The 23,206-nt window shown below is 52.4% G+C and carries 22 protein-coding genes; 2 read left to right on the top strand and 20 right to left on the bottom strand.

The features are described 5' to 3' along the window. From TRICHSKD4_RS01810 to TRICHSKD4_RS01800, 3 genes are read right to left on the bottom strand one after another with little or no spacing between them, the layout of a single operon-like run. Positions 1–762, bottom strand: coding sequence for a DsbA family oxidoreductase (locus tag TRICHSKD4_RS01810; protein ID WP_009465677.1), 762 nt, complete (start codon positions 760–762; stop codon positions 1–3). A gap of 23 nt (positions 763–785) precedes the next feature. Then, entirely contained in the window at positions 786–1,511 is a 726-nt protein-coding gene (locus tag TRICHSKD4_RS01805) for a glutathione S-transferase family protein (protein ID WP_009465676.1), read from the bottom strand. Between the two features lie 11 nt (positions 1,512–1,522). After that, positions 1,523–2,107, bottom strand: coding sequence for an NAD(P)H-dependent oxidoreductase (locus TRICHSKD4_RS01800; RefSeq protein ID WP_009465675.1), 585 nt, complete (start codon positions 2,105–2,107; stop codon positions 1,523–1,525). Between the two features lie 147 nt (positions 2,108–2,254). Here TRICHSKD4_RS01800 and TRICHSKD4_RS01795 point away from each other — a divergent pair, with 147 nt between their 5' ends. Then, positions 2,255–2,638: a helix-turn-helix domain-containing protein gene (locus TRICHSKD4_RS01795; RefSeq protein WP_040615970.1), complete on the top strand. Its 384-nt coding sequence runs from the start codon at positions 2,255–2,257 to the stop codon at positions 2,636–2,638. 65 nt (positions 2,639–2,703) lie between these two features. On the opposite strand, the gene TRICHSKD4_RS01790 is transcribed toward TRICHSKD4_RS01795, so the two are convergent. The 16 genes from TRICHSKD4_RS01790 to TRICHSKD4_RS01715 form a co-directional block, all read right to left on the bottom strand. Beyond that, positions 2,704–3,600, bottom strand: a complete 897-nt coding sequence (locus TRICHSKD4_RS01790; protein ID WP_009465673.1) for a sugar kinase — start codon at positions 3,598–3,600, stop codon at positions 2,704–2,706. A gap of 177 nt (positions 3,601–3,777) precedes the next feature. After that, complete coding sequence (locus tag TRICHSKD4_RS01785) at positions 3,778–4,101, bottom strand: DUF2160 domain-containing protein (protein WP_009465672.1); 324 nt, start codon at positions 4,099–4,101, stop codon at positions 3,778–3,780. A gap of 10 nt (positions 4,102–4,111) precedes the next feature. After that, complete coding sequence (locus TRICHSKD4_RS01780; RefSeq protein WP_009465671.1) at positions 4,112–4,915, bottom strand: carbohydrate ABC transporter permease; 804 nt, start codon at positions 4,913–4,915, stop codon at positions 4,112–4,114. Next, a complete protein-coding gene (locus tag TRICHSKD4_RS01775) occupies positions 4,912–5,775 on the bottom strand; it encodes a carbohydrate ABC transporter permease (RefSeq protein WP_009465670.1) in 864 nt (287 codons plus the stop codon). Before TRICHSKD4_RS01775 ends, TRICHSKD4_RS01780 begins: the two co-directional genes overlap by 4 nt. Further along, on the bottom strand, positions 5,772–6,851 hold the full coding sequence (locus TRICHSKD4_RS01770) for an ABC transporter ATP-binding protein (protein WP_009465669.1): 1,080 nt from the start codon (positions 6,849–6,851) through the stop codon (positions 5,772–5,774). Before TRICHSKD4_RS01770 ends, TRICHSKD4_RS01775 begins: the two co-directional genes overlap by 4 nt. A gap of 11 nt (positions 6,852–6,862) precedes the next feature. Beyond that, entirely contained in the window at positions 6,863–7,930 is a 1,068-nt protein-coding gene (locus tag TRICHSKD4_RS01765; protein WP_009465668.1) for an ABC transporter ATP-binding protein, read from the bottom strand. A 113-nt stretch (positions 7,931–8,043) separates the two neighbouring features. After that, positions 8,044–9,780, bottom strand: coding sequence for an extracellular solute-binding protein (locus TRICHSKD4_RS01760; RefSeq protein WP_009465667.1), 1,737 nt, complete (start codon positions 9,778–9,780; stop codon positions 8,044–8,046). 352 nt (positions 9,781–10,132) lie between these two features. Then, positions 10,133–10,954 (bottom strand): carbohydrate ABC transporter permease, encoded by an 822-nt coding sequence (locus TRICHSKD4_RS01755; protein WP_009465666.1) that lies wholly within the window; start codon positions 10,952–10,954, stop codon positions 10,133–10,135. Then, on the bottom strand, positions 10,951–11,838 hold the full coding sequence (locus TRICHSKD4_RS01750) for a carbohydrate ABC transporter permease (RefSeq protein ID WP_009465665.1): 888 nt from the start codon (positions 11,836–11,838) through the stop codon (positions 10,951–10,953). Before TRICHSKD4_RS01750 ends, TRICHSKD4_RS01755 begins: the two co-directional genes overlap by 4 nt. Before the next feature lie 62 nt (positions 11,839–11,900). Continuing rightward, positions 11,901–13,184, bottom strand: coding sequence for an ABC transporter substrate-binding protein (locus TRICHSKD4_RS01745; RefSeq protein ID WP_009465664.1), 1,284 nt, complete (start codon positions 13,182–13,184; stop codon positions 11,901–11,903). A 68-nt stretch (positions 13,185–13,252) separates the two neighbouring features. Then, positions 13,253–14,326, bottom strand: a complete 1,074-nt coding sequence (locus tag TRICHSKD4_RS01740) for an ABC transporter ATP-binding protein (RefSeq protein ID WP_009465663.1) — start codon at positions 14,324–14,326, stop codon at positions 13,253–13,255. Then, entirely contained in the window at positions 14,323–15,111 is a 789-nt protein-coding gene (locus TRICHSKD4_RS01735) for a DeoR/GlpR family DNA-binding transcription regulator (protein ID WP_009465662.1), read from the bottom strand. The genes TRICHSKD4_RS01740 and TRICHSKD4_RS01735 overlap by 4 nt, the downstream gene beginning before the upstream one ends. Before the next feature lie 322 nt (positions 15,112–15,433). After that, positions 15,434–16,525 (bottom strand): ABC transporter ATP-binding protein, encoded by a 1,092-nt coding sequence (locus TRICHSKD4_RS01730; RefSeq protein ID WP_009465661.1) that lies wholly within the window; start codon positions 16,523–16,525, stop codon positions 15,434–15,436. 33 nt (positions 16,526–16,558) lie between these two features. After that, entirely contained in the window at positions 16,559–17,707 is a 1,149-nt protein-coding gene (locus TRICHSKD4_RS01725) for a carbohydrate ABC transporter permease (RefSeq protein WP_009465660.1), read from the bottom strand. After that, positions 17,707–18,948: a carbohydrate ABC transporter permease gene (locus TRICHSKD4_RS01720; protein ID WP_009465659.1), complete on the bottom strand. Its 1,242-nt coding sequence runs from the start codon at positions 18,946–18,948 to the stop codon at positions 17,707–17,709. The genes TRICHSKD4_RS01725 and TRICHSKD4_RS01720 overlap by 1 nt, the downstream gene beginning before the upstream one ends. 142 nt (positions 18,949–19,090) lie before the next feature. Then, positions 19,091–20,461 (bottom strand): ABC transporter substrate-binding protein, encoded by a 1,371-nt coding sequence (locus tag TRICHSKD4_RS01715; RefSeq protein ID WP_009465658.1) that lies wholly within the window; start codon positions 20,459–20,461, stop codon positions 19,091–19,093. A gap of 240 nt (positions 20,462–20,701) precedes the next feature. Here TRICHSKD4_RS01715 and TRICHSKD4_RS01710 point away from each other — a divergent pair, with 240 nt between their 5' ends. Continuing rightward, the gene (locus TRICHSKD4_RS01710; RefSeq protein ID WP_009465657.1) at positions 20,702–21,739 is read left to right on the top strand and encodes a substrate-binding domain-containing protein; all 1,038 of its coding nucleotides are present in this window, start codon (positions 20,702–20,704) and stop codon (positions 21,737–21,739) included. A gap of 42 nt (positions 21,740–21,781) precedes the next feature. On the opposite strand, the gene TRICHSKD4_RS27830 is transcribed toward TRICHSKD4_RS01710, so the two are convergent. Next, positions 21,782–22,453 carry a GntR family transcriptional regulator gene (locus TRICHSKD4_RS27830; RefSeq protein WP_009465656.1) on the bottom strand — a complete coding sequence of 224 codons (672 nt, stop codon included), beginning with the start codon at positions 22,451–22,453 and terminating at the stop codon, positions 21,782–21,784. Between the last annotated feature and the right edge of the window lie 753 nt (positions 22,454–23,206).

Here is a 23,206-nt window from a genome sequence, read left to right as displayed (position 1 = left end):
TCAGCTGACCGGCTGAGGGGCCGCTTCTTCGCCGTTCAACTGACGCAGGATGCTAACATAGGTCTCCACGCCCTGCGCGCCGGTAATCAAGTGCCTACGATCAAAGACAATCGCCGGGACACCCTGAATGCCATTTGAAGTCCAGAAAGCTTCAGCCTCCCGCACGTCTTCTGCAAAGCGTTGATCCTTCAACACCTCCAACGCCGCATCCCGGTCCAATCCAACGCTCTGCGCGATGGATGCCAAAACCTCAGGGTCATTAAGATTTTCCCGACGCCCGAAAAAGGCTTCAAACAAAGCCATTTTCAGCGGGTGTTCTTTGCCTTGAGGAACGGCCCAATGCAACAGTTGGTGGGCACGGAACGTGTTCACCATCCGCATGTCGTCTGCGTAGTTGAACTCAAAGCCCAATTCGGCACCAAGGGCTGTCAGCTTTTCCCGCGCTTGAACGGATTGTTCGGGCGTTGTGCCATATTTAGCCGCCAGATGCTCCCGCAGGTTCTCCCCTTCTTCCGCCATTTGCGGATTTAGCTCAAACGGGTGCCATTTCAGCACCGCCGGAGTTTTTGTTTCATGCAAAGCCTTTTCAAGCTGCTTGAAGGCGATGATGCACCACGGGCAGACGACATCTGAAACGATGTCAATCTCCAGATAATCGCTGGCGTCTTCAGTGACGGTCTCGGTCATGACATCCTTGCTTTTTTGGTATTTGGCAGTGCGGGTGATCCTACGCAACAAGAAGGCATCTGGTAGACGCTTCATTTTTGGAAAACCACCCTGTCCACTCAATTTTTGGAATGTTTGACGTCGCTGGCAAATCGCGCAGCGTTTTCCTTCAGGAATTCGCTCTCGTCCGCCAGCCCCCAAAACACCGGTTGCGCCTTCGGAATTGTCAGAGCTTTTTGCACCGCAGGCCTTGCATCAATCCGCTCAAACCAGGCCTGCAGGTGCTCCAGTTCGTCAATGTCAATCTTCGCCCAAGGATAGGCACGTGCCCAGGGGAAGGTTGCCATGTCAGCAATAGTGTATTGGTCAGCCGCCAACCACTCCCGCCCGGAAAGGCGCGTGTTGAGCACTTCCAAAAGACGGCGTGTCTCATCCACATACCGTTTGATTGAAAATGGCTCATCATGGCCGTTCGGCGCAGCAATGCGCTGAAAATACATTGCCTGCCCCATCATGGGCCCGACGCCACCCATTTGAAACATGAGCCACTGGAGAGTTTCCGACTTTTCCTTTGGGTCTTCCGGCAAAAACTTCCCGTATTTTTCCGCAAGGTACCAAAGGATGGCACCGCTTTCGAAGACTGCAAAATCGTCGTTGCTGCGATCAACAATGGTCGGGATGCGGCCATTTGGATTGAGCTTCACATACTCCGGTGCCTTTTGCTCCTTCTTGGAAAAATCAATGAACGTAAGCTCATAAGGCACATTCGCCTCTTCCAAAAAGAGGACCGGCTTGTAACCGTTCATGGTTGCGGCGGTATAAAGGTGAATGTCTTGCTTGGTCATAACGGTTCCAATCAAAGCGCTTGCTGCAGATGGGTATCAAAGCGCTCAAAGTCCGCCTCGATTTCCGGGTTTTTCATGACGTCGAAAGCCGCAAAAGTCGGCAACTGATCTACGCCAAAAAAACGCATGTTCTGGTGAAATGGGAACAACAGGTCGTCCACGGAAGCACCGCGGAAAAACCACTCAGCCTCGTCGTCAAAGGCTTTTTTCGGCGCATTGAAAGTGACTGAGAGCATGTATTTGGTGCCCTCAAGAGCTCCACCAGTTCCGTAGTTGGTCTTTGGATTTTCCGCAGTTCGGCCATCTCCTTGACATAAGCGACCATCCATTCCCGCCGTAAAGACCTCATCTTGGTACTTCTTCAAGGACCATGGCGTGCCCATCCAGTTCACCGGGAATTGCACGAAGACAACATCTGCCCACTGGTGGTTTTCCACTTCGGCTTCAATGTCATATCCTTTTGCGACCTCGGTGACTCGAACACGGTCTCCGCGCACTTCAAAGAAGGATTTCGCACGATCAACGTAGGACCGATTCAGACGTCCTTCGGAAAACGGATAGGGTTGGTGACCATTGATAATCAGAATATTCGGCATGGTGGTTCAGGCTCGGTTCGTTTTGGGTGTGTGCAACGAAGTCAAAAACGCTTCGAAACCTGACATGAGGAATTAGGTATAAAATTGCAACCAGTTTACTTTTAGTAACCTATATTCTATTGAGTTGAATTCGCCTCGAAGGTGCCAATGAGATTGACAGGCCGCGTTGTGACAACCCGTTTAAAAATGGACAAAAACTATCAAATAGCAGCCGCATTGGCATGCGATGCACCGTGCCCGATTGAACGTGGAATGCGGATTTTAGGCGGAAAGTGGACCGGGTCCATCCTGTGGCATCTCAAAGACGAGCCTGTGCGTTTCAACGAACTGGCTCGATTGATCCCAGGTGCAAGCAAAAAAATTATTACCGAGCGCCTGAAACAGCTCGAAGCGCAAGGTTTGGTCTCCAGAACCGTACTTGATACGTCGCCGATTTCTGTTGAGTATCAAATCACGGAGTTTGGAAGCACGGCAGTTGGATTTCTGGATGCCTTGCGGTGCTGGTCGGAAAACCTGCCATCAGCACCCTGATAGGGGCGGGCGCGTGAAGAAGCAGGCAACTCCAGCAAAAGCCTAACTTTTCAATCAAATTCACTCTACAGATCGACCAACGCACCGCGTTTTCCAATCACTTTTGCTGCCAGTTTCGCGCCAGCGGCTACAGCCTTATCCAGATCACTATCGATCAAGTAACTGCTTAAGAACGCCGCATTAAAGCTGTCACCTGCAGCAGTCGTATCCACAACGTCCAGCACCGGGTCCGGGGTGTAAGCCATCACACCCTCAGGCCCTGCGCAAACAACATCTTCCGGGCCATTCTTTACAATAACGCGCTCTGCGCCGGCTGCATGATAGCGCTCTACTGATGCTGAGGGCGATGCATCTTCGAAATAGGCCTCTTCATCCTCGAAGGAGGGCATCAGAAAGTCACAACAAGACGCAAAGGCCATAACGGTCCTGCACATCGTGTCTCGGTCCGCCCAAAGGCGTGGGCGCAAATTGGGGTCAAAGGCCACACGAACGCCTTTCGAGCGTGCCGTCTGCAGCGCAGACTGCAGTTGTCGCCGATCTCCCTCCGGCAAAATCGCCAAAGTAATACCGCTCAGATAAACAAGTCCGGCACCCTCAAACGCCTTTGCCAAACGATCAGAGTTAGCAGCCAGCCTGCGCGCCGCGCTGTCGGAGCGCCAATAAGCAAAACTGCGCTCGCCATTTTCAAGCTGGATCATATAGAGACCAACGGTACTGTCGGTCCGCCGCTCAACGAAATGAGTGTCTAGACCAGAGCTGCCAAGGAACTCCACCATCTTGTCTGACACCCGATCTTCGCCAACAGCAGTGCAATAAGAGACGCTCCAGTCTTTCGGGAGAAACTTTCGAGCATACCAAGCCGTGTTCAACGTATCGCCAGCAAAACCCATGCGATAAGTGCCCTCGGCAGTTGGTGACATTTCCACCATGGCCTCACCAACTGCAACGAATCTGGATGCCAATAGACCACTCCCTCTCCAACCTGGAAAAATACCAGCGGTCAAATTTGCATTTTAATCGATTTAAATCCAGTGCAAATATTTCGTACCAAGGGCTAACATGACAAAGTGAACTCAAAGTACAAGATACTGAGATGAAACAAAAAAGGCGGCTCAGAGCCGCCTTTCACCGATGATGGGTCAGGCCCACCTGAATACGGCGATCATATAGAGGATCGCAATTCCAAGCGGTGCCCAGAGCGGTGTTCCCATCAGACCCAGCCACGCCAGAAAGATAAAGGCGCTACCGAGAAGAGAGATAAAAAGCCGGTCTCCGCGTGTGGTATCCAGACCCAGTATGCCGTGGCGTGGTCCGCCACCCGGTGAGAAGTATTCCCATACCCCCATCGTGGCAATCGCGGTCACGATGAACAGGAAGAAGGCAATCGTCGCGCGCGTCCACGCCATCCAAGAACCTAAGGGCTCCTGCCACCATTCTGCGCTGAATAGGACAACTTCTTGCATGGCGCGCTCCCTAAACCCGGCCAAGGGCGAAGCCCCGGGCTATGTAGTTGCGAACGAAATAGATCACGAAAGCACCTGGAATGATCGTTAGCGTTCCGGCTGCCGCCAGAAGTCCCAACTCATAACCGGATGTACTTGCTGTGCGTGTCATGGTTGCTGCAATTGGCTTGGCATCAACAGCCGTCAATGTCTTTGCAAGCAGCAGCTCTACCCAGGAGAACATGAAGCAAAAGAACGCAGCGACACCAATGCCAGCAGCAATGGTCGGGATGAAGATCTTGATGAAGAAACGCGGGAAGGAATACCCGTCCACATAGGCCGTCTCATCCAGTTCTTTCGGCACACCGGACATGAAACCTTCCAAAATCCAGACCGCGAGCGGAATGTTGAACAGCGTGTGCGCCAACGCGACAGCCCAATAGGTGTCGAACAAACCAACAGCAGAATAGAGCTGAAAGAACGGCAACGCGAAGACCGCAGGCGGCGCCATCCGATTGGTCAAAAGCCAGAAGAACAGATGCTTGTCACCCAAGAAGCGATAGCGCGAGAACGCATAGGCTGCAGGCAGAGCGACGGCAACAGACAGTGCCGTGTTGATCGACACATAAGCCAGCGAATTGACATAGCCCATGTACCACGTCGGATCAGTAAAGATCGTGATGTAGTTCTCAAAGGTGAATTCCTGCGGCCAGAGCGTGAAGCTCCCGAGGATCTCGTTGGTGGTCTTGAACGACATGTTCACCAGCCAATAGATCGGCAAAAGCAAGAACAGGATATAAAGGGCCGGAACGAAGCGGCTTGTGTTTTTCATCATTGGGCCTCGTTACGCATCATGACTGTGTAGAACACCCAGCTCATCAAAAGGATGATCAGGAAGTAGATCAGTGACATGGCCGCTGCCGGCCCAAGGTCGAACTGACCAAGAGCGACCTTCACAAGGTCAATCGACAACAGGGTTGTGGAGTTGCCCGGACCACCTCCGGTCAGAACGAAGGGCTCGGTGTAGATCATGAAGCTGTCCATGAACCGCAGCAGAACAGCGATGGTGAGCACACGTTTCATTTTCGGCAGCTGGATATAGCGGAAGATCGCAAAAGGCTTTGCCCCGTCAATCTTTGCAGCCTGATAATAAGCATCTGGAATAGAGACCAGACCCGCATAGGCGAGCAGCACAACCAGAGACGTCCAGTGCCAGACATCCATCAGGATCAAGGTGAACCACGCATCTCCCGGTTGCCGGGTGAAGTTGTAGTCAAAGCCGATGGCATTCAGCGTCCGCCCCAACAGCCCGATATCGGGCAGCGCGAAGATGTTCCACATTGCCCCAACAACGTTGTAGGGAATGAGCAGCGGCAGCGCCATCAAAACAAGGCACACCGGCACCCAGAACCCCTTGCGCGGCATGGTGAGTGCGATCGCGACACCCAGCGGAATTTCAATCGCAAGGATCGAGAAGGTGAAGATCATCTGGCGGCCAAGCGCTGCATGAAAACGTTCTGAATGCAGAACATCCTCAAACCACATGACACCTGCCCAGAAGAACGTGTTGTCACCAAACGTTTCCTGAATAGAATAGTTCACCACCGTCATCAGCGGCACGATGGCATTGAAGGCCACCAATAGCAGAACCGGTAGAACGAAGAACCAGGCCTTCTGGTTTTCTATCTTGTTCATACGCTTTGCCCTCCGCGTACCAACCAGCCGTCGCGATAGACCTGCGTATGATCCGCCGCAAAGCTCAAATGGGCATGTTTTTCAGGGATAAGGGTTCCTTCCGGCACCAACAGCTTGATGCTTTGATCCGAGCGGCGCGCATCAACAATCTGGAACCGGCCAGCATCGGACACCTTGGCGATCTCAACCGGCACACCACTCTCCGACAAGCTGACGAACTCCGGACGAACACCCAGTTCCAAGCCAGCTGCGTCAGACGCTTCACCTGCGTTCCAACTGTCGATCTCGATATCTTGATAGAACGCCTTGCCGCCCTTTACTTCACACGGCAGCACATTCATGCCCGGCGAGCCGATAAAGTGTCCGACGAATGTATGTTGCGGGCGCTCGAACAATTCGACTGGCGTTCCGATCTGAACGACTTGCCCGTCCTTCATCACCACGACCTTATCAGCAAAGGTCAGCGCCTCGGTCTGGTCGTGGGTGACGTAAATCATGGTTGTTTTGACGCGCTGGTGCAGCTCTTTCAGCTTGGATCGCAGCTGCCACTTCAAGTGCGGATCAATCACCGTCAGCGGTTCATCGAACATGATGACATTTACATCAGTGCGCACCAATCCGCGGCCCAGGGATATCTTCTGCTTTCCGTCCGCAGTCAGGCCAGACGCCCGATTATCCAGCATATCAGTCAGGTCGATCATCTCCGCAATCTCGCGAACGCGCGGATCAACTTCGGCTTCGGGAACACCGCGATTGCGCAGAGGGAACGCCAGGTTGTCGTAAACGGTCATCGTGTCGTAAACGACCGGGAACTGGAACACCTGCGCAATATGCCGCTGGTCCGGCGGCAATTGGGTAACATCCTCGCCGTCAAACAGGACTTGACCATGGCTTGGTGTCAAAAGCCCGGAGATGATGTTCAAGAGGGTGGTCTTGCCGCAACCGGATGGCCCCAGAAGCGCATAAGCACCGCCGTCTTCCCAATCAACATCAAGTTGTTGGAGGGCATAGTCTGACGGCTCAGCCGGATTGGGCATGTAGCTGTGCCGCAGGCCCTGAAGTGTAATCTTAGCCACTTTGCGCCTCCCTAACCTGTGATCCGGTTGCCGGACCCATCGAAGTAAAATGCCTCCGACACATCTGCATGGAGCGTTTCATGCGCCCCGACTTCAACCGGATGAATACCGTGAGATTGGGAGACCCAGGTACGGTCTCCAACGGTGAAATGGATGACGCTTTCCGACCCGCTGAGCTCTGTGACCAGTACTTCACCGGACACCTCAACAGGCTGTTTTCCAGATTGCTGAGGCATCACGTGGTGCGGCCGTAGCCCCAAGATATACGCACCATCCGCAAGCCCTGTGGCGATGCCTTCAGCAGTCCAGCTCACGCCATTTTCCAGCGTTATGGTTTGGCCGGCCTTGATCACATTGGCATGATTGATCGGCGGCTCTGAAAAGACCTCAGCGCTGATTAGGTCTTTGGGATTTCGATAAACCTCACCGGTCGGGCCAAACTGCGTCACACACCCCTCGTGAAGCGTTGCTGTATGACCACCAAACAGGAGTGCCTCAACGGGTTCCGTGGTTGCATAAACAACCACACAGTTTCGATCGGCGAAAAGGCGCGGCAGCTCATCGCGCAACTCCTCACGAAGTTTAAAATCAAGGTTCGCCAGAGGTTCGTCCAACAAAACGAGATCCGCATCCTTGACGAGCGCGCGCGCCATCGCCGTGCGCTGTTGTTGGCCACCGGAAAGCTCAGTTGGACGCCGGTTGAGCATGGGCGAAAGCTTCATCAGCTCAGCCATTTCGCCAACTCGGCGTTTGATTTCGTCTTCTGCAACGCCTGCAACCCTCAGCGGGGAGGCGATGTTCTCGAAGACGTTGAAATTCGGATAGTTGATGAACTGCTGATAGACCATCGACACATTGCGCTTTTGCACCGGCGTCTTTGTCACATCCTGCCCGTTGAACTGCAAAGAGCCTGTTGTGAGCGGGTCAAGCCCAGCCATCATCTGCATAAGGGTGGTTTTGCCGGAAAGTGTCGTTCCGAGTAGGATATTGATCCCGCCGGGCTCCAGCTTCAAATCCGTTGGATAGATGTGCTGCTCCACGCCTACCCGTTTGGATACATTGATCAATTCAAGTGTCATCTGACAGCCACTAGTTAGACGGTCCGGCCAGCCGGTAAAGCAGTTGACCAGGGTCTTCAAAGGGTCCCCCGGAGTGCATGTTGCACCCCGAGGGTCTGGGAGTTTTCAGGAAGTTAGTTAGCGGACCAACGAGCAACCAGGTCTTCGTATTTGACCGTCACGCCCTGAGGCTTCTCGTTGTCGAGTTTCGCCTTGGCACCACCTTTGCCGAGCCATTCAGCAGCATCCTTCGGCTCGTTCAACCGCGGACCACAGCCACCATAGGTGTTGTTTGCCTTGTCCGCCCGCTCCATGCGCGACATCACCTGATCCATTTCGGAGGCCAGACGGTCCATCGCTTCTTGCGGAGTAAACGCACCCGAGTTGACGTCACCGATTTGCTGCCACCACAACTGAGCAAGTTTCGGATAATCCGGCACGTTGACGCCCGTCGGAGTCCACATCACGCGGTCCGGAGAGCGGTAGAACTCCACAAGTCCGCCAAGATCGCCAGCGCGATCCGTGAAGCTCTGGTGACGCACGGTGCTGTCCCGAATGAAGGTCAAACCCACGTGGCTCTTCTTCACGTCAACAGTCTTGGAGACAACGAACTGAGCATAGAGCCAAGCAGCCTTCGCCCGATCTTCAGGCGTGGACCTCAAAATGGTCCAAGAGCCTGCATCCTGATAGCCGAGCTTTTGCCCTTCTTCCCAGTATGGCCCCTTTGGTGACGGCGCCATCCGCCACAACGGCTTTCCTTCAGCATCAACCGTGTTGTTGCCGTCAGCCTGAGACGCGACCATGGAAGCGGTAAACGCCGTGTACCAGAAAATCTGCTGAGCAACGTTGCCCTGGCTCAGGGCTGGAAGCGACTGATAGAAGTCATAGTCTGCAGCACCTGGAGGCGCATATTGGCGCAGCCATTCGTCCCATTTACGGATCGCGTAAACAGCGGCTGGACCGTTGGTGGCACCACCGCGCGTGACGGATGCACCGACCGGATTACAAGAACCCTCGTCCATGCGAATGCCCCACTCGTCAATCGGGCGGCCATTCGGTAGACCCTTGGAACCAGCACCCGCCATGGAGAGCCACGCATCGGTCATACGCCAACCAAGGTCAGGTGCGCGCTTGCCGTAGTCCATGTGGCCATAGACACGAACGCCGTCGATTTCCTTCACATCATTTGTGAAGAACTCGGCAATGTCTTCATATGCAGACCAGTTGACCGGAACACCGAGGTCATAGCCGTATTTCGCCTTGAACTGCTCTTGCAGATCCGGGCGGTCGAACCAATCCTTACGGAACCAGTATAGGTTGGCGAATTGCTGATCTGGCAACTGATACAGATCGCCATCCGGGCCAGTAGTGAAAGACCGACCAATGAAATCTTCCAGATCAAGCGCCGGGTTTGTGACGTCTTTACCTGCACCACCCATGAAGTCGGAGAGGTTCACGGCCAATTGCAGGCGTGAGTGCGTACCGATCAGATCGGAATCGTTAACATACGCATCATAAAGGTTCCGGTTAGTTTGCATCTGCGTCTGAACAGCCTGCACAACCTCCCCTTCACCAAGAAGCTGATGGTTCACCTTTATCCCGGTAATTTCCTCAAAAGCCTTGGTCAGGGTCTTGGATTCATACTCGTGGGTCGGGATCGTTTCCGACAGGACGTTGATCTCCATGCCGTTGAACGGTTCGGCCGCCTTGATGAACCACTCCATCTCTTGAAGCTGTTCATCCTTGGACAGGGTTGATGGCTGGAATTCCTGATCGATCCACTTTTTGGCGGCATCCATATCGGCGAAAGCGCCGCTGGACGTTGCCAAAAGCGCCGCTGCAGCGACGGCGCCTAGAAACCTGTGCTTCATTATATCCTCCCGATATATCGCAGGTACGCAAGCGAAACGCATATCAGACGAAACAAAATGAAGGTCAACAGAAATTACAATGTTCAATCATCATTATTTCAAATTCCGAAAATATCAACGACGAAAACCATATAAATTAATTAATCAAAACAGATAGATAAATTACCCTACGGAATTCTCGCTCTTATAAAATTCGGCACCAATACCCGGGTTATTTTACCAATTGGTCAACGGTCTAGACGCGATTCCACGTCTCCAGACGCACGGAACCGCGCCTAAACGAAAGGCTAATATGCTCATGTAACTTATGGGATGGAAGACTAACGGAAAGAAATCCGATTGACCACCGGTGTTACTTAATTCCGGCTCTCATGAAGCTCTGGACAAATTGGCGCTGGAATAAAAGAAACGCAATGAGCAGTGGCCCTGACGTCATGAGAGTAGCCGCATTAATTACCGACCATTCCACTCCACTATCAATAGCCGAAAATATGCTCAACCCGACTGTCACTGGCCGTGTTTCAACCGAATTGGTGACAATGAGAGGCCAGAGAAAATTGTTCCAGTGGTGGCTCACGGAAACCAGACCATAGGCCAGATAGGTCGGTTTCGCGAGCGGGATATACACCCGCCACAAGACACCCAGAAAGGAAGCCCCCTCAATCCGCGCCGCCTCGTCCAGCTCTCGCGGAATGGTCATGAAGGTTTGGCGCAATAAGAAAATCCCGAAACCAGAAGCCACATACGGCAGGGCAATGGCAGGAATCGTATCAACAAGATCCAACAAACGCATGGTCTTGTAGTTCTCGACAATCAGGATATCCGGCATCACGAGAAGCTGAAGGAGAACGAGCGCGAACAGAAAGCCACGCCCTGGAAACTCAAAGCGCGCAAAGGCATATGCCGCGAGTGTACAGAGAAAAAACTGACAGGCGAGAATGAACGTGACCAAGATGAACGTATTGAGAAAATAACGGGCAAACGGTGCTGCTTCCCAAGCCTTTGCAAAATTCTCAAGCGTAAGAGGCGCTGTCAGTACAAAGCGCGCCTCGTAAGCAGCTGGATGAATGGCCGTCCAAATGGCATAGGCGAGCGGCAGAATCCACAGCAGAGCCAGCACCCACGCGGCGGCAGTGTTCAATCCGCGATCGAAGAGGTCGGAGGCCCGCGTCATTTGTAATGCACCTTGCGGTCAAAGAGGAAAAACTGCCCGATCGCCAAAAGCGAAAGCAAAGCTAAGAGAGCCACAGTCAAAGTTGCGCCATACGCGGTCTCCCAAAACCGGAAAGCGACCTCGAAAATATAAAACAGCAGCAAGGCCGACGCATTGTCCGGGCCACCATCGGTGAGAATAAAAATATGATCGACGAGGCGAAACGAATTGATCACAGCGTTTATGCAAACGAACAAGGTTGTTGGCATAAGGAGCGGAAACGTAATGCGCCAGAAAATCGTCCAGCGCCCTGCCCCTTCTATCTGAGCAGCTTCCTTAAGTGACACGGGGATTGCCTGAAGAGCTGCCAGATAGAAAATCATGAAAAAGCCCGCCTCTTTCCAGACCGTCACAATGATGATTGCATTCAAAGCAGTTGCCGGATCACCAAGATAATTTGAGGCAGACCATCCAAACAAAGACCCCGTAATCTGGTCAAACAATCCAAAGCCAGGTGTATAGAAAAACAACCAAATGTTTGCGACCGCAATCAGTGGCAACACCGTTGGAGTGAAATACGCCATCCGTACAAACCCACGGCCTGCAAGCCTTTCGTTGACCCAAAGAGCCATGACAATGGCCAGCGCAATGGATACGGGGATAGTGCCAATTGCAAACCAGAGGTTATTCCAAAGCACCTTCCAGAACACCGGATCGCTCATCATGCGCTCATAGTTGTCGAGCCCGATAAATTTGGCTGACCGGCGTCCCCGTGGGGTGGAGTAAAAACTATTGATAAACGTCATGATCGCTGGGATATGCGTGAAGGCAAACAGAAATACCATGGCCGGCAGCAGCAACAACCAGCCGTGGACCCAGTCCCGTTTTATCTTCAGTGAACGCATGGCACGATCCGTGTGTTTTTAGAAAGAAGCGGGCGGCGACCAAACGCCGCCCGTAAACAGTCTTAGCGATATTCTTCAAGGACGGCGTCAGCTTGCGCCTGTGCTTCCTTGAGCGCTTCTTCAGGCGTTTTCTGGCCAGTGATTGCAGCTGCCAGCGCGTCATTGAAGACACCTGTCACACGCTGGTTCTGGTAGGTGGACAGTTCGGCAACTGCGAACTCAAGCTGGTCGCGAGCAACAAGAGCTGGAGCAAAATCAGCCGTATAGGCTTTCATTGTTTCCGTGTCCCAAGTGGCTGGGCGTGGAGCAACATAGCCAGTCGCAATGCTCCACTTTGCGGCCTGTTCTGGAGCCGTAATCCACTGAACGAAATCAACAGCAGCTTGGGTCTGTTCCTCAGATGCCCCTTTGAACAGGTAGAAATTACCGCCACCTGTTGGCGCACCACGTCGTTTGTTTGCAGGCAGCATGGCAACACCAAATTCAAACGGTGCGTTGTTCCGCACGTTTGTGAGATTGCCAGTGGATGTCCACATCATCGCAGTCTGACCTTCGAAGAAGGCTTTTGGTGTCGCTCCCCACTCGATGATGCCAGGAGCCATTACTTCGTGTTTCTGGCTAAGGTCGACAAGGAACTGAAGCGCTTCAACGACCTTAGGGTCATCGAAGTTTGTTTTGTTACCCTCGGAGTTAGCGAGAATTACATCGTTCTGAGTGGTAAGCCCCTGAAACAGCCAATACGGGAAACCCGAAGAAGGAATGCGCACACCCCACTGGCTAACCTTGCCATCCGCATCCTTTTTGGTAAGCATTTTACCGAACTCGACCATCTCGTCCCAATTGGCTGGGGCTACATCGGGATCAAGTCCTGCCTCTTTGAAAGCTTCCTTGTTCCAGTAAAGCACAGGCGTGGAGCGCTGGAACGGGATACCGTAGGTCTTGCCTCCGGTTTGGCTGTTTTCCATGAATGCCGGGTAGAAACCTTCAACCCAAGCCTTGTCTTCATCTGATGTCAGATAGTCATCAAACGGGATAATCAGATCTTCGTCGATGAGTGTGTACATGTCGACGGAAAGGATCACGGATAGCTGTGGTGGGTTACCGCCACGAGAAGCAGTGATCGCCTTTGCTACAGTGTCCTGATAGGAGCCAGCATAAACAGCATCAATGTTCACCTCTGGATTGGCCGCAACATAGTCAGCGGTGAGTTCCTGGATTGTGTCGGCCGCCTTGCCACCAACAGCAACCGGGAAATAGAACTGGAGATCTACAGCATGGGCAGATGCCCATGTGCTAAACGAGAGGGCTGTGGCAGCAACAGCCTTCAACAATGTGGATTTCAACATAACGATAGACTTCCCTTGTTAAAGTCTCCGCCGGTTGGCGGGTGGTCTGAGCTGGCCAGCACAGGTGATCAGGAATGCAAATGCACTCCAATTTCGTGTGTCAGATCATCTCGGCGTTTGCCGGACGTCCGGTCAAAAACGTGTAAATTTTCGAGATTGAACCCAAGGCGGATGGTTTCGCCCGGGCGAGTGCTGTTGGTTGAAGGCAGACGAACCTGAAAAGCAGCGTCTCCCAACACGCCGTCAACGAGAACATCAGCTCCCAGATATTCCACGGCCCTGACATCAAGGAGGATTGAGCCCTTGTCGTCCAGAAAGGCATTTTCTGGCCGCAAGCCCAATTGCAACGTCTCCGCCTGCCCCAATGCTCCAAAAGCATGTGCCGAGAACAGGTTCATCGGCGGTGTTCCAATAAACCGAGCAGCAAATGGAGACGCAGGTCGCTCATAAAGTTCCCGCGGTGCTGCAGCCTGCTCAATTTTGCCACCGTTCATCAAAACGACCTGATCGGCCATTGTGATGGCCTCGACCTGATCATGCGTTACATAAACCATTGTAAAACCGAGCTTTTGCTGAAGCGCTCGGATTTCAAGGCGCATTTCGTGGCGCAATTTTGCATCAAGATTGGAAAGCGGCTCGTCCATCAAGCAAACAGGCTTTTCGCCGATGATAGCCCGTCCAAGCGCCACACGCTGTTGCTGCCCGCCTGACAGTTGAGACGGTTTTCGGTCAAGCAATTCTGCCAAACCGAGAAGGCCGGTAACACGCTTCAGTCTTTCCAGACGCTCGACCCTTGCAACCCGTCGAACCTTCAAACCAAAGAGTATGTTTTCGGCAACACTCAAATGCGGAAATAGGGCGTAGGACTGAAAAACCATCGACAGGTCTCGTTGCGCCGAGGGTTTGGTCGTCACATTTCGACCATCGATTTCAATCGAGCCCCCATTGACCGTTTCAAGGCCTGCAATCATGCGCAAGGTAGTCGATTTACCGCATCCTGACGGACCAAGTAGAGCTGTAAAAGAGCCTTCTGGCACCTCGACAGAAATTTGATCGACCGCCCTTGTATCACCCCATATTTTGGACACAGCGGTGAGTTGGATGGCTTTTCCAGCGAGCGGCACCGATAGTTGATCGGTCATATCTTCACCTCGCCATTCGGCGTCACCATCCGCGTCCGAGACGGAACAATCAGATCCGCAATGTCTGCCGGTAACGTTTTTTCAGAATACACCGCGGAAACATCTGTGATATGCCCCCCGCGAACATGGGCAGGACGACCAAATTTCGTATGATCAAGAACAAGGAAGGACTGACGGCAATTGGCAAGGATTGCCTGGCGAGCAGCTACTTCATCCTCGTGGAAATCGAGCAAAGTGCCATCCTCATCCACACCGGCAACGCCGAAGATGCCGATGTCGAACTTGTAACGGGCAAAAAACTCCTGAGCCACACCGCCCAAAACATCACGGTCTCCGTGTCGTAAACGGCCACCTGCAATTGTGACTTGAAAACTTGGATTGCCCGACGCCGTGAAAGCGACGTTCAGATTGTTGGTAAAAATGGAAAGGCTTTCATGGTTGGAAAGCGCCTGCATCACAATCTCTGGCGTCGTACCTATAGAGAACGCCAGTGATTGGCCATTTTGGACATCATGCGCGACGAGGTCAGCGATGGTCCGTTTTTCATTCAAACTGAGAATCTGGCGGGTGCTGTAATGAATATTGGTCGTCGTCGCAGGCGGCTCGACACCACCATGGGTGCGGCGCAATATACCGAACTCACAAAGACCATTGACATCGCGGCGAATAGTCTGTGTCGTTACGTCAAATCGTTCCGCCAGTTCATCAACGGAAGCAAATCCGTTTTTCTGAACAAGATCAGCAATCTCTGCTTGCCGTTTTGAAATGTCGATCTGACCAAGCATTGCGCATCCAACCTTATGGGGTCGGCTGCACTAATCCCGTCGCCTAACGTTTGTTTTCACGGCGCCGGTCGACGAATTGCCTTGCAGCCAACTCATACAGAGTTTTCTAGTATGTTCATATGAACGTTTTTGAACGCTCATATGAACATGGTATGACAATACGTGCTAGCGGAATCACCAATTCAACAGATCAGGTAGTACAAATATACTGACCACTGAAGTCTGGTGTTCCGCACACATGAACACAAAGAAAACGCCGCGGCGCTCAACTAAAAGGGCGAGCTGCAACAGCCCCCCGTCCATCCATGTTATCCAGGCCAAATTACCGATACAGGAACGAAACGCCGTTCTCGTCAAACAAATGCAGCTTATCGGCAGGCGCAACAAGGCGCAGTTCCCGACCTTTTTCTGCCTTGTGAATCCCAGGCAGCTTGGCAATAAACGCGTCATCCCCTTCGCGCGGATCGAAATAGAGAACGGTTGTTTCTCCAAGGGCCTCGACAATCGAAAGCTTCGCCGACACGAGATAGTCATCGCTGTCAGTGATGCTAAGATCTTCCGGGCGAACCCCCAATTTGACCGGCTTGTTGAGATCGCTGTCCTTGGATGCAATTGGAACCGTCGCGTGTCCCCCATCCGGCATCCGCACAGACGTTTGCTCGCCCGTTTCAGTTACAGTCGCATCCACCATATTCATGGCAGGTGAGCCTATGAACTGAGCAACGAATGTATTGGCGGGACGCTCATAAAGCTCAAGCGGGGCACCGACCTGCTCAATGTTTCCGCCGTGCAAAACCACAATCCGGCTCGCCAATGTCATGGCTTCCACCTGATCATGCGTGACGTAGATCATGGTGCTTTGGGGCATGCTTTCCTTGAGCTGGGCAATCTCGATCCGAGTTGCTACACGGAGCGCTGCATCCAGATTGGAAAGCGGCTCGTCGAAAAGGAACACCTTCGGATCGCGCACAATAGAGCGGCCAATGGCAACCCGCTGACGCTGACCGCCGGACAGAGCCTTTGGCAGACGATCCAGCAAGTGCGCAAGCTGCAATGTTTCAGCTGCCGAACGCACGGCCTTGTCGATTTCGGCTGCCGACTTGCCCGCCAACTTCAGAGCAAAGGCCATATTATCATAGACAGTCATATGCGGATAAAGCGCGTAGGACTGAAACACCATGGCAATGCCGCGCTGCGCCGAAGAGACGTCATTCACGACCTGACCGTCAATATCCAGCGTTCCGCCGGTGATGGTTTCCAGACCAGCAATCATCCGCAACAAGGTGGACTTGCCACACCCGGATGGGCCGACAAAAACAATCAGCTCACCTTCCTGGATTTCCAGATCAATGTTGCGAAGAACTTCCACTGAGCCGTAGGACTTGCTGACATCCTTCAAAGACAAAGAGGTCATACCGGCTGCTCCTTACAAGAAAACAAGGTCATGTTATTTGACGGACCCGGCCAACAGACCACGCACCAGATAACGTTGAAGGGTGAAAAAGACGACCAGCGGCAAGGCGATCGAGACAAAGGCAGCTGTTGCCAAAATCTCCCAATTTCCACCCCGTGTGCCGAGCAACTCGACAATCTGGTTTGTCATGACGGTTGTTGACCCGGTCGCATCGATCAGAAACACTTTCGCGACAAGAAGGTCATTCCAGGTCCAAAGGAACTGGAAGATCGCAAAGGAGGCCAGAGCCGGGAAACTCAACGGCAGGATGATCTTCGTAAAGATCTGAAAGTCCGTTGCGCCATCCACTTTGGCATTTTCGATAATGTCGCGCGGCAGACCCACCATGTAATTGCGTAGGAGATAGACGGCGAGCGGCATTCCAAAGGCTGTATGAGCCAACCAAACCCCCAGATACCCTTTGCCAATACCGATCCCCAAATGCAGCCGCAGCAACGGAATGAGTGCCAATTGCAGGGGAACCACCAAGAGCGCCACGACAAAGGCAATCAACAGCGCCCGTCCGGGAAATTCCATCCAGGCCAATGCATAGGCCGCGAAAGCAGCGATAACGATTGGGATGATGGTGGCGGGAATGGTTACGGTAAGCGTGTTGAAGAAAGCCCGCGCCATGTTGTCCTGACCGCTTCCAGAAAAGAGGATCGTTTCATAATTGGAAAGCGTGAAGTCTGGAGGTACTTCCGAGGTTACGAATATGCGCTGACCACGACCGGAGATCTGCTTGTCATTCCCCCGCCAGACATAGCTGCCATCAGCTTCGAGTGTCAGGGTTTCACCGCCCTTCATCTCGGCTGTGTCTCCAGGCTGGAAAGCAGAGATATCCCGAGACGACACACCCCACGCGCGAATGGCGCGCGGCGTTCCGTCAAAGATGTTTCCTTTGACGACATACATGTCACCATCGGCAACTCTATGGTCATCCGGATCAAGGGCCCGATAAACTTCATTTTGTTCCGAAGCAAAAAGAGCACCCCACCAACCTGACGAGGAAATCTGGTCCGCCGTTCTGAACGATGACACGAACAACCCCACTGTGGGGAATAGCCAGAGCGCTACCAGAGCAACAACGGAGATGTGAACGGCCCAGGTCAGGCCAGACTTTTGTCCTGCAATCCGATCCATCAGCGCATCTCCTTGCGGGCATTGTAGACGTTCCAAACAAGGATCGGCGTAACCATGAGCATGATGATAATCGCACTAGCCGATCCCACACCCCAGTCATTTGCCCGAAACAGTTTGTCATACATGTAGTTGGCAAGTACTTGCGTCTCCCACTGACCATTGGTCATCGCAAACACGATGTCGAAGACCTTCAAAACGGTGAGAGTGATCGTGGTCCAGACCACAACAATGGTCCCCATGATTTGCGGCACCTTGATCTTGAAGAAGACCTGAAACGGGTTGGCCCCATCGATAATCGCGGCCTCGACCGTTTCCTCAGGAATACCTCGCAAGGCCGCAGACAGGATCACCATGGCAAAACCGGTTTGAATCCAGATCAAGACAACCATCAGGAAGAAGTTGTTCCAACCGGTCAAAGTGAGCCAAGTTTGGGGCTTGCCATAGGGCAATTCAACACCCCAGATACCCGTCAATCCACCGACAGAAACCCACAGAAGCCAAAGCCCGCCAATCACGACCACAAGCCGTAAGAACAAGGTCCAAAAAGAGCGGTCTGCCCGACTGGATGTAACGGCCTGAATGGAACTCCAGATCACATAGGCAACCGCAGCCATAAAGGCCAAGAGCAACACTGTCGGCAGCAACTTGAGGAAAATGAACGAACCACCTCCACCGTCGAATTGCAGCCAGACTGCGTTTAAAACCCCAATCTGTGCCTGATCTACCGGACGTGTGTCGTAGATCAATTTGAAAATCACTGATGCGCCAACAAAGGAAATAGCCATTGGCATGAAGATCAAGGACTTGGCAATATTGCCCCACTTGATGCGATCCGTAAGCTGGGCAACCAAGAGACCAAAGGCCGTAGAAGCCGCAGGAACAACAATCAGCCAGAGCAGATTGTTGCGAACTGCTTCCCAGAATTTCGCCTCGCTCATCATTTGACTGTAGTTTGCCAGCCCCACGAATGCTCCGTCCTGAGACCGGTCCGTCAAGGAGAGCCGCAGTGTCTCAAACACCGGGTAAACCAGATACAGGGTCAATCCGAACAGGGCTGGGAACAAGAACAACCATGGGCGAACCATATTAGCCCGATTGATGTTTTTGCCCGCGTTCTTTCCTTTGGCGGGAAAGATGAACGTGTCGAGGATGACATTTGAAAAATAGAAGTAACCAAGGCATGCACCAACGCCGATGACGATGGTCAATAGCCCCATGAGTGCCGGATTGTCCGCTAACATGACCCGTCCTCCCCTTCTTGATGTAATTGCCGAACAGCGCTGCCGTCAGCTCTCGAACAAATGGCGGGAACAGGGATTCAAGATAAAATCGTTCACTTCAGGAAAAGGTGGTTGGCGCCAACGCCGACCACTATCTGGGCTCTTACTTTAGAGCGTCCCAGCTCTTCTGGATTTCACCAGCAACCGCGGTAGCGTCCTTGCCACCAGTGTAGTCCACCATACCGGTCCAGAATGTGCCTGCACCAACGCCACCTGGCATAAGGTCTGAGCCGTCGAAGCGGAATGTGGTGGCGTTCACCAGAATCTCACCCTGCCCGCGCAGAGTGTCGTTCATGTAAGCTTCGAGATTGACACCCTTGTGCGGCGTCAGGAAACCCGTTTGCGCCATCATCACTTCGTGGGCGATCGGCAGTGTGAAGAACTCCATGAGTTCATTGGTTGCATCCGACGCCTTGGTGATCGCCATCAATGTGCCACCACCCAGAACCGGATTACCAAGGTCCTTCTCAGCGTAGGACGGGAAGTAGAAGAAATCTACATCTGCACCAAACTCGACATCTTCAGGGAAGAAGGCCGGTACAAAGGAAGCTTGACGGTGCATGTAGCACTGAGGCGGCGAAGAAAAGAGACCTTTCGGGCTATCGCGGAAGTCTGTGGATGCAACGGCGCTCGCACCACCTGCCACTTTGGCATCATCACGAGCAAACCAGCCAAACTCTTCAATTGCGCCAATCACACGCGGGTCGTCAAAAGGCATTTCGTTGGAGACCCACTGGTCATAGACATCAGCTGGCTGTGTACGCAGCATGAGATCTTCAACCCAGTCAGTCGCCGGCCAGCCCGTGGCCGCGCCTGATCCAAGACCAATACACCAAGGCGTTTCACCGTCAGCAACAATCTGCTCGGTCAACGCTTTCAGCTCTCCCATGGACGCTGGAACTTCGTAGCCAGCATCCTCGAAGTTTTCCGGCGAGTACCAGACGAGGCTTTTGACATTGACGTTGTAGAAGAAGCCGTAGAGCTGATCTTGACCATCCTTGTCAGCATAGGTTCCAAGATCCACCCAGCTTTGACCGGCTCCATAGTTGTTTGCCACCCACGGACCCAGATCAGAAGGCAACGGCGTCAACAAGCCACGCGCAGCCATATCGGAAGCCAAGCCGGGCTGAGGGAACACGGCAATGTTTGGAGCAGCACCAGCTTCGGCATCAATGACGATCTGCTGTTCAAAAGAATCAGATCCTGTGTAGATGACCTCTGCACCTGTCGCTTCGGTGAAGTAGGCAAGAGCGCTGCGGAAATACCCGTCTTCCGGCTGAAGCCAAGGGCCAGCGATCGTGACAGTCTGCCCTTTCAGGTCCGGAGCCTTCGCCGCCCATTCCTGGTAGCTATCCCAGCTGAATGCGCCTTCGCCTGGCTTAAAAATCAAATCTGCCGCAGATGCGGACACCGCAGTTCCAAATGCCACGGCCAGAGCAAGGCCCGCGACACCAGTCATATGAAGATGTTTCATGTCAATCCTCCCAGATTGTAAAGAGACTGTCGCACACCCTTGGCCAGCCGATCAAGCAGCACATGCCAAGGGAGTGAACTCCCCTTCGATACTTTATTCAAACCGCTTTGGATCGCTACGTCAAGAGACTCTTAACCGGGAAACTTGCCAAACTGAAATATCGAGAGTTATTCTGAGGTATTGGCGGCTCACTGACTGCCCAGCAATTCTCAAAGCGTTTTGAAAAATGAGGGCAGCAGGATGAATTTGAAGGAACTTTCAAACCGGCTGAACCTATCGCAAACGACGGTGAGTCGCGCCCTTAACGGATATCCGGAAGTCAGCGCAAAAACCAGACAACGTGTGGTCGATATGGCCCGGGATCTTGGCTACGCCCCCAATCAACAAGCCCAACGCCTGGCGACCGGCAAAACGATGTCTATCGGCCATGTCCTGCCACGATCACCCAATGAGATGCTCAATCCGATTTTCATGGAGTTCATCGCAGGCGCAGGACTGACCTACGCCCAATATGGCTACGACATGATGATTAGCGTTGTCGCCAATGATGATGAAGAGGCAATCTATCGGGAAATCGCAAACCGAAAGAAAGTTGACGGCATCATCGTTCATGCTCCTCGCCGACAGGAAACGCGGCACAAACTGCTCAAGAAGTTAAATATCCCCTTTTTGATGCACGGCCGCATAACTGGCGCAGAAGCCGAAACATCCTGGGTCGACATCAACAATCGCAGAGCCTTTGAACGCGCAACGCAGTTCCTGCTTGACCTTGGGCACAGGCGCATAGGCTTTCTGAACGGCAATGAAGAGATGGAGTTCGCAATCCGACGAAAAGAGGGCTATATCAACGCGTTAACAAAGGCAGGCTGTGAGATAGATCCCACGCTGATGCACAGCAGCGAGATGACAGAACCACTCGGAACCGAGTTCGCTTTGAACCTTCTAAGAAGCTCCAATCCACCAACAGCGTTTTTAACGTCATCCATCACCTTGGCCATTGGGGCAGAAACGGCTGTAAAGTCGAATGGATTGCAAGTTGGCAATGACGTCTCCATCATCACCCATGACGACGTCATCTCATTCCTGCCCAATAGCGGCGAATCTCCTCATTTTACCTGCATTCGCTCTTCCGTTGGAGAAGCCGGGCAACGGGCAGCGGAAATTTTGATTACGGACATCATTGACCAAGAAAGCAATGATCGCCATGTCACACATATGATGGAAGCTGACCTGATCTTGGGGCAATCAACCGGCCCCGCCCTACAGAACCGTGGCTAGATTGTCTGCCGAGATGACAACTCGATAACCACTCAGGCAATTCTAAACATACAGAAGATCGGCTTCTTCGAGCCTTTCAATCAAAACATCACAAGCTTGCTTTCGGTAGGAAGCTGCCAATTGGCCTGCCCGTAAACCGTCACCAGCGTAAACCGCCGCCAACACGGTTTTGAGTTCTTCGTGTGAAACATCAACTTTCCCGACTTCGTTCAGCAAGGCCAGACGACCTCGATATAGCTGATCAAGCATCAAGCGTGAGGTACGCTCTAGACGTCCGTTACCATGGAGCTCAAACAGCTTCGTGCGAAGCTCCAGATCTTTCTCCAGCCACCGCGTAAAGTCAGCAGCTTCTTCAGCCTGTGACATTTCTGCCATAAGCTCATTACAGGCATCAATTTCCGCAAGAGAAAAACCACGCATGGCCAAGTTTATGCAAAGCTCACTCTCAAGCCCTGCCAAAACTTCGTGAATCTCCCGCACATCAGCGGATGACAAGCCTTTGACCAGGGCCCCCCGTCGAGGCACGAGGTCTAGCATTCCTTCCGTCTGGAGCCGGATGAGCGCTTCACGCACGGGTGTTCGGCTCATCCCTAAAAGGTCCGCGATCTCTGGCTCAGGCGCTTGGTACCCCGGCGCCATAACGCTGGCAAGAATATCAGCCTTCAAGCGATCATATGCGTAATTTACACGCTTAAGTTTTATTTTTTGAGGCATTTTAATGCCAACTCTTCCCAGGTTGTATTCTCACACGCGTGCATGCCATTCCAATTGCTCCCATTCACCAACGGCTTGCCTTCCTCCTGCAAACCCACGACAACCTGATGAAGGCGGCGAATTGTAAACACAAACGCTTATTTTGAGCCATTCTGTCTGGTTTGAACACTCAAACATTGGAATGACGACCGAGGCTACGGCGCACTGTTTTCGCACTGCAAACAGTACCGGCCACGAAACCCCTCAACCACGTGTATACATCAGCTAAGAAAACCAATGATAGCAGAACAACCGCTTAGGATAGCATTTTACTACACATGGTTTAAGAATTCTCAATCAGCGGTGTTCATCCAAACATCATCTTTTCGCTCCCCATCTCCTCCCCCTCCGAAATGATCGGAAAAAGGTGCGTAATTTCAGCAATCTATTTGATTACCTGTTCGCGATTCATAAAAACCACAAAAACTTCGCCGGGGAAAGAAACTCATAGGACCATTATAGAAAAGCCAAAAGCAGAACGTGTAATGAGAAAATAAAGATTAAACAATTTTTTAGATACAAAAAATACTTTTTAAGCCATTCATAAATAAAACTATTTTTACTAAAGTATGCATTACAAGAAAGGCGTATTATATACTTGATACAGTAATTATACCCATGTAAGCACCAAATAATAGTATATTTTTTTTCATCTCTCAAAAGTTGCAGTAAAGTAGCTGACCCCGCATGCACCAAACCCACTTAGATCGAAGC

Origin of the sequence: Roseibium sp. TrichSKD4, from assembly GCF_000148725.1 — a bacterium.
Taxonomy (GTDB): Bacteria; Pseudomonadota; Alphaproteobacteria; order Rhizobiales; family Stappiaceae; genus Roseibium.
This window is presented reverse-complemented; position numbering and strand designations above follow the sequence as displayed.

Bases quoted from the DNA above. Each gene is read 5' to 3' on its own strand.
- TRICHSKD4_RS01810 (WP_009465677.1), bottom strand. From the start codon at position 762: ATGAAGCGTCTACCAGATGCCTTCTTGTTGCGTAGGATCACCCGCACT.
- TRICHSKD4_RS01805 (WP_009465676.1), bottom strand. From the start codon at position 1,511: ATGACCAAGCAAGACATTCACCTTTATACCGCCGCAACCATGAACGGT.
- TRICHSKD4_RS01800 (WP_009465675.1), bottom strand. From the start codon at position 2,107: ATGCCGAATATTCTGATTATCAATGGTCACCAACCCTATCCGTTTTCC.
- TRICHSKD4_RS01795 (WP_040615970.1), top strand. From the start codon at position 2,255: ATGAGATTGACAGGCCGCGTTGTGACAACCCGTTTAAAAATGGACAAA.
- TRICHSKD4_RS01785 (WP_009465672.1), bottom strand. From the start codon at position 4,101: ATGCAAGAAGTTGTCCTATTCAGCGCAGAATGGTGGCAGGAGCCCTTA.
- TRICHSKD4_RS01780 (WP_009465671.1), bottom strand. From the start codon at position 4,915: ATGATGAAAAACACAAGCCGCTTCGTTCCGGCCCTTTATATCCTGTTC.
- TRICHSKD4_RS01775 (WP_009465670.1), bottom strand. From the start codon at position 5,775: ATGAACAAGATAGAAAACCAGAAGGCCTGGTTCTTCGTTCTACCGGTT.
- TRICHSKD4_RS01765 (WP_009465668.1), bottom strand. From the start codon at position 7,930: ATGACACTTGAATTGATCAATGTATCCAAACGGGTAGGCGTGGAGCAG.
- TRICHSKD4_RS01760 (WP_009465667.1), bottom strand. From the start codon at position 9,780: ATGAAGCACAGGTTTCTAGGCGCCGTCGCTGCAGCGGCGCTTTTGGCA.
- TRICHSKD4_RS01755 (WP_009465666.1), bottom strand. From the start codon at position 10,954: ATGACGCGGGCCTCCGACCTCTTCGATCGCGGATTGAACACTGCCGCC.
- TRICHSKD4_RS01750 (WP_009465665.1), bottom strand. From the start codon at position 11,838: ATGCGTTCACTGAAGATAAAACGGGACTGGGTCCACGGCTGGTTGTTG.
- TRICHSKD4_RS01745 (WP_009465664.1), bottom strand. From the start codon at position 13,184: ATGTTGAAATCCACATTGTTGAAGGCTGTTGCTGCCACAGCCCTCTCG.
- TRICHSKD4_RS01740 (WP_009465663.1), bottom strand. From the start codon at position 14,326: ATGACCGATCAACTATCGGTGCCGCTCGCTGGAAAAGCCATCCAACTC.
- TRICHSKD4_RS01735 (WP_009465662.1), bottom strand. From the start codon at position 15,111: ATGCTTGGTCAGATCGACATTTCAAAACGGCAAGCAGAGATTGCTGAT.
- TRICHSKD4_RS01730 (WP_009465661.1), bottom strand. From the start codon at position 16,525: ATGACCTCTTTGTCTTTGAAGGATGTCAGCAAGTCCTACGGCTCAGTG.
- TRICHSKD4_RS01725 (WP_009465660.1), bottom strand. From the start codon at position 17,707: ATGGATCGGATTGCAGGACAAAAGTCTGGCCTGACCTGGGCCGTTCAC.
- TRICHSKD4_RS01720 (WP_009465659.1), bottom strand. From the start codon at position 18,948: ATGTTAGCGGACAATCCGGCACTCATGGGGCTATTGACCATCGTCATC.
- TRICHSKD4_RS01715 (WP_009465658.1), bottom strand. From the start codon at position 20,461: ATGAAACATCTTCATATGACTGGTGTCGCGGGCCTTGCTCTGGCCGTG.
- TRICHSKD4_RS01710 (WP_009465657.1), top strand. From the start codon at position 20,702: ATGAATTTGAAGGAACTTTCAAACCGGCTGAACCTATCGCAAACGACG.
- TRICHSKD4_RS27830 (WP_009465656.1), bottom strand. From the start codon at position 22,453: ATGCCTCAAAAAATAAAACTTAAGCGTGTAAATTACGCATATGATCGC.